Source organism: Pseudomonas sp. (assembly GCF_051660785.1).
GTDB lineage: Bacteria > Pseudomonadota > Gammaproteobacteria > Pseudomonadales > Pseudomonadaceae > Aquipseudomonas.
In genome coordinates this window covers 1-13061 of sequence record NZ_JBOFQE010000095.1, presented here as the reverse complement: position 1 = coordinate 13061, position 13061 = coordinate 1, and the positions used below count along the sequence as shown (strand labels likewise).

Sequence of the window (13061 nt, the reverse complement as noted above, 5' to 3'; positions counted from 1 at the left end):
ACCTGTGGGAGCGGGCTTGCCCGCGATGACTGCATCAGCAGCGCCGAATGTCCCTCGGCAAGCTTCACAGTGTTAGGCTCTCCCCCGAATCCTGCGCTCCGTGAAGGAAGGTTTATGTTGAAGTTTCTCGCCCTGCTGACGCTGCTGGCGTCCGCCACCGTCCACGCTCAAACTCCGCTACACACTGATCTGCCGCTCAAGTACCTGGAGCAGGCCAACCCCGAAACCCGCAATCAGCCTTTGGTGATATTCCTCCACGGTTACGGCAGTAACGAGGGGGACCTGTTCGACATCAAGGATGAATTGCCAGCGCAATACAACTTCCTGTCCGTGCGTGCGCCGATGACGATGGAAGAGGGCAGCTACCAGTGGTTTCGCCAGAAAGGCCAGGGCGCCTACAACGGTGAGACCGATGATTTGAAGACCAGCGGCCAGGTACTACTGGACTTCATCGCACAGGCGGCGAAGAAATATCACACCGAACCCGACAAGGTGTTCCTGGTGGGTTTCAGCCAGGGCGCGATCATGTCCTACGAGGTGGCGCTGCGTCATCCCGAGGCGGTGGGCGGGATTGCGGCGTTGAGCGGGCGGATTCTGCCGGTGCTGAGATCCGAGCTCAAACCGGATGAAAAACGCCAGAAGCTGGCGATTTTTATCGGTCATGGCACGGCAGACAAACGCTTGCCGTACATCGACGGCACCGAGGCCGACAGCCTGCTGCAGAGCCTCTCACTCAAGCCTGAATTTCACGCTTACCCAGGCGTCGGTCACAGCATCAGTGCCACTGAAATGCAGAATTTGAGCGCCTGGTTGCAGCGCCTCAATCCCTGAAACTTATTTGCCGGTGACGATCTGTTTGACCAGCGTTTCGTGGCCGCCATTGTCGCTGAGGCGGGAAATCACCTGAACGATCGCCATGCGCGTGTTGGACGCGGCCATCAGTGTGGTGTCGAGGGTTTTGCCGCCGCCCTGGGTAGCGGTGCTGTCGATCTGCCGCAGGCCCAGGCCGGTGCCTTTCTGGGTCAGGCTTTTTTCGCTGAGCTTGGTGAAGTCCGGCAGTGCCTTGGCTTGTTCGGTGGCGAAGTCGGCCGCCGCGGAGTCGAGGAATGGACCGTCGTTGTCCTTGACGTTGGCGCCACCGGGGATGGTGTTTTCAGCGGCGATCACCACGGTTTTGGTGGCCTCGTTGGTATACATGGTGCCCGTTGCCCCGGCGGTACCGGCAGCCGCGTCGCCGGCCGGCAACGGGTTGGCGATGAAGCCTTTGGGCAGGGTGAACTTGAACTTGCCACCGAGCATCGACACCTCTTGTGCAGGCGCTTTGTCGCTGGCAGTGGCCTTGGCGGCATAGGCATTCAAAGCCCCCAGGCTGGCGGCCGCCGTCAGCAACAGGACAACGGCTTTTTTACTCAACAATGACATCGGAAACTCCAGGGATGATCGCGCATTCGCCGCAATCATCCCATGGAACACGATTTGTAGCAGCTCCCGAGCCTGCGAGACCTGTGGAAGTGAACCTTAGTGGCGAGGGGATTTAGCGAAACGTCGCACCGCCCCGTTCGGCTGCGAAGCAGTCGTAAAACCATTGCCTGCGGTGTATCTGATGCACCGCGGTGTTGGATTCGGGGCCGCTTCGCAGCCCAACGGGGATAAATCCCCTCGCCACAAAGGTTCGCTCTCACAGAGCCGCTGCGATTACAGCAGGGTTACGCCTGGTTTTGCGGAAACAGGTTGCGCCGGGTTTCTTCATCGAACTCGGCCTTCAACACCAGTTTCTCTTTCAAACCCTGCGCACGTTGGGCCGCCGGACGGGCGCTGATTTCATCGAACAGGCGCTTGACGTTCGGGTAGGCCGCCAGGCCGTTCTCGCCGAGGATGTACGGCGCGTAGCTGGCCCAGCCCCACAGCGCCATGTCGGCGATGCTGTAGGTGTCGCCAGCCAGGTATTGATGATCGGCCAGGCGCTGGTCGAGCACGCGGTAGTGACGCTCCACTTCCTTGAGGTAGCGGTTTTTCGCGTAGGCCAGGTCTTCCGGTGCGTGGTGCAGGAAATGCACGGCTTGACCCGAGAACGGCGACAGGCCGGTGGCGATGAACATCAGCCATGACAGGAGCTCGGCCTGGCCGGTGATGGAGGTCGGCAGGAAGCGCTGATGCGTTTGCGCCAGGTGCAGCAGGATGGCCTGGGAGTCGAACACGGTGGCATCGCCGTCGACCAGGGCCGGAACCTTGGCGTTCGGGTTGATCGCCAAAAAGGCTGGCAGATGTTGTTCGCCCTTGAAGGTGTCAACGCCGATCAATTCGTAAGGCGTTTGCAGTTCTTCAAGCAGCAGGGCAACTTTCATCGGGTTCGGCGAAGGGTGGAAAAAGAACTTCATGGTGTAGGCCTCAGTCAGTGGGTTAGGAACTGAGGCTGATGGTGAGGCAAACCTGTTCGATTGACGTGCGAGCTTCTTGCTCTACTCGTTCGGAATAATCGAACGTGTTATTGCGAGGGCTTTTTCGCTTGCTCGCGTCGTAGCGATCACCGCCCCGGCAATAATCAACACCGCGGGGACGATCAGGATCGGACCGGCATCGCTGCGTCCCACGCCGATCAGCAACAACGTCGAAATCAACGGTGCCAGGTAGGAAAGCGCCCCCAACGTCGCCAGGTTGCCGTGTTTGGTGGCGTGGTCCCAGGCAAGAAATGCCAGCCCGACCGGTCCGAGGCCGAGCACCACAATCGCTGCCCATTGACCGGGATCAGGCCGCACCGTGGTTTCAAAGACCAGGTGACAGATCAGGCCGGACACGGCCGACATACCGCAGATCCCGCCGATGATGCTGCTGGGCACATCGCTGAACCGTCGGTTGATCACCGAATAACCGGCCCAGATCAGCGCACAGCCGAACGCCGCGAGATAACCGGCGACGGGCATCGCTGCACCAGCCTCCGGGCCGTGTTGTTGCATGATGAACGCAGTGCCGGCCAGTCCCAGTAGCGCGCCGAGCATTTGCCGTTTGTGCAGCTTTTCCCCGGCCGATAGCGCCGAGAGCAGCACCAGCAACAGCGGCCACAGGTAGTTGATCAGGCTGGCTTCGGCCGCCGGGGCGACTTTGAGCGCGAAAAAATACAGCGCGTGATAGACGAAGATGCCCACGAACCCGGTCGCCCACACGGCCCAGGGCTGCCGCCAGCTGCTGAAGCCGGCGATCCCGCGTCGACCCAGAATCACCAGGCTTGCCGCAAACGCTATACCGAAGCTGAGCGTCAGCAGTTCAAAGGGGGGAATGCCTTCGGTGAGGGTGGTCAACAGCGCCAGGCAGGACCAGAGGATGATCGCGGCGACGCCGACAGCGGTCGCTGAGCCGGGCGTTTTTCGGGTGGAGGATACCGGGATCAAGTCAGTCATGAGCGCCTCTCCATGGCAATAAGCGGGCACCATGCGGTATAGCTTGATATTGGCATCCGCTCATACCGTTCGTCTGAACTGTCAGATATGACAGCTAGACCGCGTTACCGAGGGCGAAAACAATCGCTGCGAAACTTGCCGGTTTTCGGTAAGGAAAGGAGCGACACATATGCCAATCAATAAGCCGTCAATTCTGAAATACGCTCTTGACTTGGAACTCTCCGGATTGTGTTGGGGGACAATGGCCGTCGCGTACTACAAAAGAGGTACCGAATGGGTGGAGTTTGCACGTGCAGGGATTGTTCCTATGCTAGACGAGCGGCCCGGCGAATACACAATTCGAACAAGTCCGCCAAGAGATGTCATGGGTAAGCTTGAGGTGGTTGTGTGTGCTTTAGAAGATGGGCCGCCACCGAATGACTTTACGTCTGACCCGGTATTCCTGTAAGTATTTACGATGATGTCCGGTGGGAACCTCCGGGCATCTTTCCCAACTTAAAGCATCAGAAGTTAGCAACGAGTTAAGCAATATTTTCCTTATTCTTGGCTCTTTGATGCTCAGGACGCACAGCCAGTCGTTTCGTGATCAACAACATGGCTAACGACACACCCGCTGCCAGCACAAACCCGAGCCACCCAAACCTTGGCAACGCCAACGCCAACACCAGGCAAAACGCCGCGAACGAATACATGCCGGTCGCCGTCGCCCGCAGCAATGCGGCCGTAAACGCCGGACCGTGGGTTTGCTGGGAAAACACGGCCATCACGCTGCCGAGCACCGGGAACACCGCGAGCAGACCGCTCCAGCGTTCGCCGACGGTGCTGGCGAGTAACGTCACGGCGAGGGTGAGCAGGGCGCCGGCAATCATCCGCAGCAGCAGTTTGTCGGACTTCGGCGCCGGGCCGGAAACGATGGGTTGCACGCTGGGGAACAGGTACGGGGCCGCCAACAGTGCGGTGGCGGCCGCGATCACGGAGAACACCAACGAGGGCGGAATCAGTGAGAGCACGACTGCCACGCCAGCCCAAACTGACAATGAGATCGTCAATGCCCACGGCCATCCCGCCCGTTGCGCGACCTGGGCGTAGGTCACGCAGAAGGCGATCATCGCGAACATCGCCGACAACGCCGCCGTCGCTGACTGAGCAGCGAACGCTTCACCCTGCTCGATGGCGAGGAAGAACAGAATCGGCCCCACCACCACCGGCAACCCCGACAGTCAACCGGCCACGCTCGGGCCCCAGCGTTTGCCCGCAAGGGAAATCAGCAACAGAAAACCAGGAATCACCAGCAGTTTAAGCATCAACACGCACGCGTCTCCGACCTGAGTGAGGCCGCAACGTTAGCATTGCTGGCGGTGGATTGCTCTACAGATTTCCCTGTTTTGTATACAACCCGGTCGCACTACAGTCTCTGTAGCAGCTGTCGAGTGAAACGAGGCTGCGATCTTTTGATCTTGTTTTTTAACGAATCAAAGTCAAAAGATCGCAGCCTCGTTTCACTCGACAGCTCCTAAAGGGTTTTGCGTGTACACCGAAACGGCTGAAACGTCTAAGCTGCCTTCCTCTCATTTGTTTCTGGATGTTTTGCGTGAAATTCACTTTGCCCAACGTCGGCACGGCGCCGTTTTGCCCTCCGGAAGTGGCCGGCAGCGTTGCCGTTGACCCGCGCGCGTCGTTCTTCAAACGGGTCCTGCGCTTTGCCGGTCCCGGTCTGCTGGTGTCCATCGGCTACATGGACCCGGGCAATTGGGCGACCGCTATCGAGGCGGGTTCGCGGTTTGGTTACAGCCTGTTGTTCGTGGTGCTGCTGGCGAGTCTCGCGGGGATGGTGGTGCAGTGTCTGTGTTCGCGCCTGGGCATCGCCACGGGCCGGGATCTGGCGCAACTGTCCCGGGAGCGCTACAGCACCCGCACCGCGCGGACTCAATGGGTGCTGGCGGAAATCTCGATCATCGCCACCGACCTGGCGGAAGTGCTCGGTTGTGCGCTGGCTTTCCATCTGCTGCTGGGCTGTTCGCTGACCGTCGGCATCGCGCTGACCGCGTTTGACACGCTGCTGGTGCTGGCCCTGCAAAACCGCGGTTTCCGCCGACTGGAGGCGATCATGCTGGTGCTGGTTAGCACCATCGGCGTGTGTTTCTTCGTCGAGTTGCTGCTGATCAAGCCCTACTGGCCGGACGTCGCCCGTGGTTTCACGCCGTCACTGTCAGCCCTTGGCGATGCCGCGCCGCTGTATCTGGCTATCGGCATTCTCGGGGCCACGGTGATGCCGCATAACTTGTACCTGCACACCTCGATCGTCCAGACCCGAATGATCGGCAAGGACCTGGCCAGCAAGCAGGATGCGGTCAAACTGGCGCGGATCGATACCATTGGCTCCCTGGCGTTGGCGCTGCTGGTCAATGCGTCGATCCTGATCCTCGCCGCGGCGGCGTTTCACCAGAGCGGGCATACCGATGTGGTGGACATCCAGGATGCCTATCACTTGCTCGATCCGCTGGTGGGCGGCGCCTTGGCCAGTGTGTTGTTCGGAGTCGCGTTGCTCGCTTCGGGGCAGAGTTCGACGTTTACCGGGACCATCGCCGGGCAGGTGATCATGGAGGGCTATCTGAACCTGCGGATTCCCTGCTGGCAGCGGCGGCTGATTACCCGCGGGCTGGCGCTGATCCCGGCGTTTATCGGCGTCTGGTTGATGGGTGATAACGCGATCGGCAAGTTGCTGGTGTTGAGTCAGGTGGTGTTGAGTCTGCAGTTGCCGTTTGCGTTGTATCCGTTGATTCGCATGACCAACGATCACACGTTGATGGGGGCGCTGGTGAATCGCTGGCCGACGCGGGTGTTGGCGTGGGGGTTGTTTGTGGTGATCAGTGGGGCGAATAGCTGGTTGATCTTTCAGTTTTTGGGGTGACTGGGCTGGCCTCATCGTCGGATCGCCGCCCGGAGCAGGCTCGCTCCCACAATGGATTTCCAGTGCATACAAAATCCCTGTGGGAGCGGCGGTGCGACGATTCGACTTGCCCGCGATGAACGATAACGCGGTCTACTTCTGAAACGCCTCCACCACAAAATCAATAAACACCCGGGTCTTGGCCGGCATCAACGTCCGGCTCGGGTAGTACAACGAAATCGGCCCCGCGTCGGCATGCCAGTCCGGCAACAGGCGCACCAGTTCGCCCCGCTGGATATTCGCCGCCACGTCCGGCAACACCAGCAGCGACACGCCCAGGCCGAGGACCGCCGCCTCACGCATGGCGGCCGGGTCGTTGAGCACGATGTTCTCGTTGAGAATCGCCTGCGCCTCATTGCCCGCACCATCCTGCATGACCCATTGCCTGATCCGTCCGGTACGTGTGCCGCGCATCACGATGCCATGCAATCGGGCCAGGTCTGCCGGGCTGTCGGGCAGGCTGTGTTGCTCAAGGTAGCCCGGTGAGGCCACGGCCACGACGTGCGCCGCCGCCAAGGTTCGGGAGATGACCCCGGGCGTCAACTCGAAACCGCCGCCAATGGCTGCGTCATACCCCTCGGCAATCAGGTCCACCTGACGGTTTTCGAAGTGCCATTCCGGTTTGACGAGCGGGTATCGCTTGAGGAATTCCGGCAACAACGGCAGCACATGACTGATGCCAAACGTTGGCGCCAGGCTGACTTTGAGCACGCCGGCAGGTTCGCCTTGATCGTTGCTCACAGCGCTGATCGCCGTCTGTAATGCCAGCAGATTACCGCTGATGCTCGCGAGGAAACGCTCGCCAGCCTCGGTCAGCGAGAGGTGGCGGGTCGAGCGCTGGAACAACCGCACGCCGATGTTCCGTTCGAGCATTGCCACGTTGCGGCTGACGGCGGCGGGTGTCAGCGCGAGCAAACGGGCCGCCGCAGAAAAGCTGCCGGTCTCGGCGCTGCGCACAAAAGACTCAAGGTTGGCGAGGGTTTCCATGGCTGCACCTGATAGCAAGGCTTGAAAATCATTCAAGGCATTACCGTCTAATCAAGCCTTAATGGCAAGCGCAGTATTCACGCCAACAACAACCTCTTGGAGTGAATAATCATGCAAAAAATTGGAATTATCGGCGCCGGCGCCATCGGTGCAGCGTTTGCCCGGGCCCTTTCGCGCAAAGGCATTGAAGTGGTGATCGCCAACAGTCGTGGCCCCGAAACGCTGGCTTCATTGGTGGAAGAACTCGGGCCAACGGCTCGCGCAGGAACCCGTGAAGAAGCGGCCGCACAAGCGATCGTGCTGGTGGCGGTCAACTGGTCGAAACTGCCGGTCGCGTTGGCTGGTCTGCCGGATTTCGCCGGGCGGATCGTCATCGACGCCAACAATTCGATCGAGGCGCCGTTGTTCAAGGCAGTTGATCTGAATGGGCGGATGTCGAGCGAGGTGTTTGCCGAGTGGGTGCCTGGAGCGCGCGTGGTCAAGGCGTTCAATCATCTGGCGGCGCGTTTGCTGGAGAGTGATCCGGCGGCGGAGGGCGGTCAGCGAGTGCTGTTTGTGTCCGGCGACGATGCCGAGGCGAAAGCTCAAGTGATCGGGTTGACCGAGCGATTGGGCTTCTTCGGGATTGATCTTGGGGAATTGAGTGTTGGCGCGCGACTGGCGCAGTTTCCGGGCGGACCATTGCCCACGCTGAACCTGGTGAAATTTGCCTGAAGGCCAGAAAAAACCGATGCACCTGAGATGATCAGATGCTTCTGTGGCGGGGGGATTTATCCCCGTTGGAGTGCGTAGCACTCCCAAAATCTGGACAATTGCCGAGATTTTTTGGGGTTGCTACGCAACCCAACGGGGATAAATCCCCTCGCCACCAAAGTATCTGATCAACTCAGAAACACCGGGAGTGTTACCAGACCGCGCAGCTCTTCGTGGGTCCCCGCACAGTCTGTTGAACGCTTTACGCCCGCTCGATCGCCAGCGCTACACCCTGACCGCCACCGATGCACAAGGTCGCGAGGCCTTTCTTGGCGTCGCGCTTGATCATCTCGTGCAGCAAGGTCACCAGCACCCGGCAGCCCGACGCACCGATCGGATGGCCCAGGGCAATGGCGCCGCCGTTGACGTTGACCTTGTTCAAGTCCCATTCCAGGTCCTTGGCCACCGCCAGGGATTGCGCGGCGAAGGCTTCGTTGGCTTCGATCAGGTCCAGTTGCTCGATCGACCAGCCGGCCTTGCTCAGGCAACGACGCGTAGCAGAAACCGGGCCGATGCCCATGATCGCCGGGTCGACACCCGCGTTGGCGTAGGCAGCGATTTTCGCCAGCACTGGCAGGCCCAGGGCCTTGGCTTTTTCGGCGCTCATCAGGATCACGGCGGCGGCACCGTCGTTCAGCGACGAAGCGTTGCCGGCGGTCACCGAGCCGTCCTTCTTGAAGGCCGGTTTCAGTTTGCCCAGCGCTTCAGCGGTGGTGCCGGCGCGTGGTTGCTCATCGGTGGCGAAGGACAGCGGATCGCCCTTGCGCTGAGGGATCAGGATCGGCGTGATCTCATCGACAAAACGCCCGGCTTCGATGGCGGCCGTGGCTTTCTGCTGCGAGGCCGCGGCGAAGGCGTCCTGTTGCTCGCGGGTGAGGCTGTACTTCTCCGCCAGGTTCTCGGCGGTGATACCCATGTGGTAATCGTTGAACGCATCCCACAGGCCGTCGCTGATCATGGTGTCGACGATTTGCGCGTGACCCATGCGCAGGCCGGTGCGGGCACCGGGCATGACGTAGTTGGACAGGCTCATGTTTTCCTGACCGCCGGCAATGATCACGTCGGCATCACCGCAGCGAATCGCCTGAGTGGCCAGGTGCAGCGCTTTCAGGCCCGAGCCGCAGACCTTGTTCAGGGTCATCGCCGGTACGGTAAACGGCAGGCCGGCCTTGATCGCGGACTGGCGCGCAGGGTTTTGCCCGGCACCGGCGGTCAATACCTGGCCCATGATCACTTCATCGACTTCGGCAACGTCCAGGCCGGTTTGCGCCAGCAGCTGGCGGATTACCGCAGCGCCGAGATCAACGGCAGAAACGTTGGCCAGGGAACCCTGGAAACTGCCGATCGCGGTACGCGTGGCGGCAACAATGACGACTTCTTGCATGGAATGATTCCTCACTGGGCAGCGAACTGCATTTCCGGAACGTGATCCGGCACGATCAGTTTACCGGCAGTCTTGGCGACAATCTCCTCGACGCTGACGCCAGGTGCGCGTTCCTTGAGGACAAATGCGCCATTTTCGATTTCAAGATAAGCCAGGTCGGTCAGCACGCGCTTGATGCACCCGGCGCCGGTCAGCGGCAGGCTGCATTGGGACAGAAGCTTGGACTCACCGTCCTTGGACGCGTGGGTCATGATGACGATGATGTTGTCTGCGCCGGCCACCAGGTCCATCGCGCCGCCCATGCCTTTGACCAGTTTGCCGGGGATCATCCACGAGGCGATGTTGCCTTGCACGTCGACTTCGAACGCACCCAGTACGGTCAGGTCGACATGGCCCCCGCGAATCATCGCGAAGGACTCGGCCGAGGAAAAGATCGACGCGCCGATACGCGCAGTCACGGTTTGCTTGCCGGCGTTGATCATGTCGGCATCGATGGTTTCTTCAGTAGGGAAGGGACCCATGCCAAGCAAGCCGTTTTCCGACTGCAGCATGACTTCCATGCCTTCAGGGATGTAATTGGCGACGAGGGTCGGAATGCCGATGCCCAGGTTCACGTAGAAGCCGTCCTGCATTTCGCGGGCGACGCGTTGAGCCATTTGTTCGCGGGAAAGTGCCATTGTTGTTATTCCTTCATTCGGTCCGGGGGCAGGGGATCACTTACGCACGGTGCGCTGTTCGATGCGCTTCTCGAACGTGCCGCAAATGACCCGGTCGACGTAGATGCCAGGGGTGTGGATCTGCGCCGGGTCCAGCTCGCCGGGTTCGACGATTTCTTCGACTTCGACCACGGTGATCTTGCCGGCAGTGGCGGCCAGCGGGTTGAAGTTCTGAGCGGTGTGGCGATAGATGACGTTGCCGAAATGGTCGGCTTTCCAGCCTTTGACGATGGCGAAGTCACCGGTGATGGACTCTTCCATCAGGTACTTGCGACCGTGGAATTCACGCACTTCCTTGCCATCGGCAACAGGCGTACCGACGCCGGTGGCGGTGAAGAAAGCGGGGATGCCGGCACCGCCTGCGCGCATTTTTTCGGCGAGGGTGCCTTGCGGCGTCAGGACGACTTCGATTTCGCCTTTCAGCAGTTGGTCTTCGAACAGTTTGTTCTCGCCAACGTACGAGGCCACGACTTTTTTGATCTGCCGGTCTTCCAGCAGTACACCAAGGCCGAAACCATCGACGCCGCAGTTGTTGGAAACCACGGTCAGTTCACGGGTGCCTTTGCGCTTGATCTCGGCGATCAGGTTCTCCGGGATACCGCACAGGCCGAAGCCGCCAGCGATCACAGTCATGCCGTCTTCAAGACCTGCCAGAGCTTCCTCATAGGAACTCACGCGCTTGTCGAAACCTGCCATATGCACCTCTTTTATTCTTTGTGGGCGGCTGGCTAGCCGTATGGGATGGGAGTGTCTCGCTGGAGGATTTATTTGTTAAGTTGATTTTTAAGGTTGATTGATAGATAAAACTCACCAATCAATCATCTGTACTACGTTGGAGCCAGCGGTCATGACAGTCAAGCAGATCCGCGCCTTCCTGGCCGTCGCGCAGAGCCTGAGTTTCGCCGTGGCGTGCGAGCGGTTGCACCTGTCGCAATCGGCCTTGAGCTTGACCATCAAGGCCTTGGAGGAGGGGCTGGGCGGCCGGCTGTTCACCCGCAACACGCGCAATGTGGCATTGACGGCCGAAGGCGAATCGCTGGTGCCATTGGCTCGCCGGTTGATTGCCGACTGGGACAACGCCGAGGATGAACTGCGCCAGCGTTTCACCCTGCAGCGGGGACGCGTGACCCTGGCGGCGATGCCCTCATTTGCCGGCAACCTGCTGCCGCCGATCCTCAAGACCTTTCGCGCCCGCTATCCCAATGTCAACGTCACGGTGAACGACGTGATCAACGAGCAGGTGCTGGAAATGGTGCGCGACCGGCAGGTTGAGCTGGGGGTGGCGTTTGAACCGACTCAGAGTTCATCGCTGGCATTCACGCCGTTGTACATGGACCGTTTCGTTGTGGTGGTGCCGAAAGATTCGCCTTTGGCCGAACTGGAAGACATCGATTGGCAGACCTTGCTCAAGGAACCGTTCATCACCTTGCAGCGTCCGTCGACGGTGCGGGTGATGCTCGAAGAGCACTTGCAGGCGCGAGGAATGAAATTGCCGGTGGAGTTCGAGAGCCATCAGTTGGCGACGGTGGGGCGGATGGTCGCCAGTGGATTGGGCGTGAGCGCTGTGCCTGCGTTGTGCGCGGGGCAGATGCGCGAGTTGGGTGCGCGGTGTATTACGTTGCGCGATCCGGTGGTGGAGCGGGCGATTGGCGTGTTGACCAAGCCGGGGATTGAATTGTCGGCGGCGGCGCAGGCGTTGTTCGATATTCTGAAGGAAGAAAACCTGGGCCAACAGGTTTCCATGGATTGATCACCGTCCACCTGATGTGGGAGCCAGCCTGCTGGCGATAGCGGTGTGTCAGTCACCATGAATGCTGGATGTGCCGACCAAATCGCCAGCAGGCTGGCTCCCACGGATTTGCGGTGGGTCAGGAAGAGAGGCGCTGGGTCAGCAACGGCAACAGCTGTTCGCATGAAGCTTCAATCTTCATATCCAGCAAATCATCCGCCCGAGTCTTCCCCAAATTAATCGCAATCAACGGCTTCCCCTGATCCGCCACCACCCGGCACAAGCGAAACGCCGAGTACGCCATTAGCGATGACCCCACCACCAACAACCCCGCAGCCTGTTCCACCGCAGCCATCGCCTTGGCCGCCGTCACTTGCGCGACGTTCTCGCCAAAAAACACCACGTCCGGCTTCATCCGCTCACCCGCGCAATGGGGACATTGCGGCACTTGAAAGCGTGCCTCGAACGCCGCATCCAGCAACGTATCGCCATCCGGCGCCTGCACCGCATCGACTCCGGCTAGATAGGGATTCTGCGCTTCCATCAGTTGCTGGATCGAATCGCGCTCGCTGCGCTGCCCGCAGTCCAGGCACAGCACCCGGTGCAGGCTGCCGTGGAGTTCGATCACGTCACGGCTGCCGGCCTGATCGTGCAGGGTGTCGACGTTCTGGGTGATCAGCCCGCTGATCTGCCGGGCGCTTTGCAGACTGGCCAGGGCTTCGTGGGCCACGTTCGGCTGAGCCTGGCGCACCCGCGGCCAGCCGAGCATCGCCCGCGCCCAGTAGCGTCGGCGTGATTCCGGGGCCGACAGAAACTCCTGATACATCATCGGTTGCCGGCCACGCCGCACGCCCTGGTTGTCGCGGTAGTCCGGAATGCCCGACGGAGTGCTGATGCCAGCGCCGGTCAGCACCACAAACGGTTGATCGGCCATCAGCTGCTGGAGCCGATCGAGTTGTTCGCGGATGCGGCGGTCGAGCATGTTCAACACTCCGGTGGACCTTGAGTGTTTGCAGGGTAGCACTTGCCAACCTGCCCGAGCGCGATCCCCTCGATCCCCTGTAGCAGCTGTCGAGTGAAACGAGGCTGCAATCTTTTGATCTTGTTTTTAAAAAACCAAAGTCAAAAGATCGCAGCCTCGTTTCAC

The 13061-nt window shown here is 60.3% G+C and carries 12 protein-coding genes and 1 pseudogene; 4 read left to right on the top strand and 9 right to left on the bottom strand.

What is annotated here, in order from left to right:
- Positions 1-114: 114 nt before the first annotated feature.
- Positions 115-831 (top strand): alpha/beta hydrolase, encoded by a 717-nt coding sequence (locus ACRC4F_RS27360; RefSeq protein ID WP_438662160.1) that lies wholly within the window; start codon positions 115-117, stop codon positions 829-831.
- Positions 832-834: 3 nt separating this feature from the next.
- On the opposite strand, the gene ACRC4F_RS27355 is transcribed toward ACRC4F_RS27360, so the two are convergent.
- The 4 genes and pseudogenes from ACRC4F_RS27355 to ACRC4F_RS27340 all read right to left on the bottom strand — a co-directional run bounded on the left by ACRC4F_RS27355 (position 835) and on the right by ACRC4F_RS27340 (position 4705).
- Positions 835-1422, bottom strand: a complete 588-nt coding sequence (locus ACRC4F_RS27355) for a hypothetical protein (RefSeq protein WP_438662159.1) — start codon at positions 1420-1422, stop codon at positions 835-837.
- Between the two features lie 284 nt (positions 1423-1706).
- Positions 1707-2378 (bottom strand): glutathione S-transferase family protein, encoded by a 672-nt coding sequence (locus tag ACRC4F_RS27350; RefSeq protein WP_438662158.1) that lies wholly within the window; start codon positions 2376-2378, stop codon positions 1707-1709.
- 81 nt (positions 2379-2459) lie between these two features.
- Complete coding sequence (gene yddG / locus ACRC4F_RS27345) at positions 2460-3395, bottom strand: aromatic amino acid exporter YddG (protein ID WP_438662157.1); 936 nt, start codon at positions 3393-3395, stop codon at positions 2460-2462.
- Between the two features lie 521 nt (positions 3396-3916).
- A pseudogene (locus ACRC4F_RS27340) lies at positions 3917-4705 on the bottom strand (hypothetical protein).
- Positions 4706-4986: 281 nt separating this feature from the next.
- On the opposite strand from ACRC4F_RS27340, the gene ACRC4F_RS27335 reads away from it, so the two are divergent.
- Positions 4987-6306, top strand: coding sequence for an Nramp family divalent metal transporter (locus ACRC4F_RS27335; RefSeq protein ID WP_438662156.1), 1320 nt, complete (start codon positions 4987-4989; stop codon positions 6304-6306).
- 132 nt (positions 6307-6438) lie between these two features.
- Here the strand turns inward: ACRC4F_RS27335 and ACRC4F_RS27330 are convergent, their stop codons facing one another.
- Complete coding sequence (locus ACRC4F_RS27330; RefSeq protein ID WP_438662155.1) at positions 6439-7332, bottom strand: LysR family transcriptional regulator; 894 nt, start codon at positions 7330-7332, stop codon at positions 6439-6441.
- 111 nt (positions 7333-7443) lie between these two features.
- Here ACRC4F_RS27330 and ACRC4F_RS27325 point away from each other — a divergent pair, with 111 nt between their 5' ends.
- Entirely contained in the window at positions 7444-8046 is a 603-nt protein-coding gene (locus ACRC4F_RS27325) for an NADPH-dependent F420 reductase (protein ID WP_438662154.1), read from the top strand.
- 241 nt (positions 8047-8287) lie between these two features.
- Here ACRC4F_RS27325 and ACRC4F_RS27320 read toward each other — a convergent pair whose 3' ends face one another.
- Genes ACRC4F_RS27320 through ACRC4F_RS27310 form a run of 3 tightly spaced genes read right to left on the bottom strand, consistent with a single transcriptional unit; the run spans position 8288 to position 10881 of the window.
- On the bottom strand, positions 8288-9469 hold the full coding sequence (locus ACRC4F_RS27320) for an acetyl-CoA C-acetyltransferase (RefSeq protein WP_438662153.1): 1182 nt from the start codon (positions 9467-9469) through the stop codon (positions 8288-8290).
- An 11-nt stretch (positions 9470-9480) separates the two neighbouring features.
- Positions 9481-10146: a CoA transferase subunit B gene (locus ACRC4F_RS27315; RefSeq protein ID WP_007975748.1), complete on the bottom strand. Its 666-nt coding sequence runs from the start codon at positions 10144-10146 to the stop codon at positions 9481-9483.
- Between the two features lie 36 nt (positions 10147-10182).
- Positions 10183-10881 carry a CoA transferase subunit A gene (locus ACRC4F_RS27310; protein WP_438662152.1) on the bottom strand — a complete coding sequence of 233 codons (699 nt, stop codon included), beginning with the start codon at positions 10879-10881 and terminating at the stop codon, positions 10183-10185.
- Positions 10882-11032: 151 nt separating this feature from the next.
- Here ACRC4F_RS27310 and ACRC4F_RS27305 point away from each other — a divergent pair, with 151 nt between their 5' ends.
- Positions 11033-11935, top strand: a complete 903-nt coding sequence (locus ACRC4F_RS27305; RefSeq protein ID WP_438662151.1) for a LysR substrate-binding domain-containing protein — start codon at positions 11033-11035, stop codon at positions 11933-11935.
- A 118-nt stretch (positions 11936-12053) separates the two neighbouring features.
- Here the strand turns inward: ACRC4F_RS27305 and ACRC4F_RS27300 are convergent, their stop codons facing one another.
- Positions 12054-12896 carry an NAD-dependent protein deacetylase gene (locus ACRC4F_RS27300; RefSeq protein ID WP_438662150.1) on the bottom strand — a complete coding sequence of 281 codons (843 nt, stop codon included), beginning with the start codon at positions 12894-12896 and terminating at the stop codon, positions 12054-12056.
- Positions 12897-13061: the final 165 nt, after the last annotated feature.

Excerpts from the sequence above, each read along its gene's own strand:
- ACRC4F_RS27325 (WP_438662154.1), top strand. The coding sequence starts at position 7,444 with ATGCAAAAAATTGGAATTATCGGCGCCGGCGCCATCGGTGCAGCGTTT.
- ACRC4F_RS27330 (WP_438662155.1), bottom strand. The coding sequence starts at position 7,332 with ATGGAAACCCTCGCCAACCTTGAGTCTTTTGTGCGCAGCGCCGAGACC.
- ACRC4F_RS27355 (WP_438662159.1), bottom strand. The coding sequence starts at position 1,422 with ATGTCATTGTTGAGTAAAAAAGCCGTTGTCCTGTTGCTGACGGCGGCC.
- ACRC4F_RS27305 (WP_438662151.1), top strand. The coding sequence starts at position 11,033 with ATGACAGTCAAGCAGATCCGCGCCTTCCTGGCCGTCGCGCAGAGCCTG.
- ACRC4F_RS27315 (WP_007975748.1), bottom strand. The coding sequence starts at position 10,146 with ATGGCACTTTCCCGCGAACAAATGGCTCAACGCGTCGCCCGCGAAATG.
- ACRC4F_RS27300 (WP_438662150.1), bottom strand. The coding sequence starts at position 12,896 with ATGCTCGACCGCCGCATCCGCGAACAACTCGATCGGCTCCAGCAGCTG.
- ACRC4F_RS27320 (WP_438662153.1), bottom strand. The coding sequence starts at position 9,469 with ATGCAAGAAGTCGTCATTGTTGCCGCCACGCGTACCGCGATCGGCAGT.
- ACRC4F_RS27310 (WP_438662152.1), bottom strand. The coding sequence starts at position 10,881 with ATGGCAGGTTTCGACAAGCGCGTGAGTTCCTATGAGGAAGCTCTGGCA.
- yddG (WP_438662157.1), bottom strand. The coding sequence starts at position 3,395 with ATGACTGACTTGATCCCGGTATCCTCCACCCGAAAAACGCCCGGCTCA.
- ACRC4F_RS27360 (WP_438662160.1), top strand. The coding sequence starts at position 115 with ATGTTGAAGTTTCTCGCCCTGCTGACGCTGCTGGCGTCCGCCACCGTC.
- ACRC4F_RS27350 (WP_438662158.1), bottom strand. The coding sequence starts at position 2,378 with ATGAAGTTCTTTTTCCACCCTTCGCCGAACCCGATGAAAGTTGCCCTG.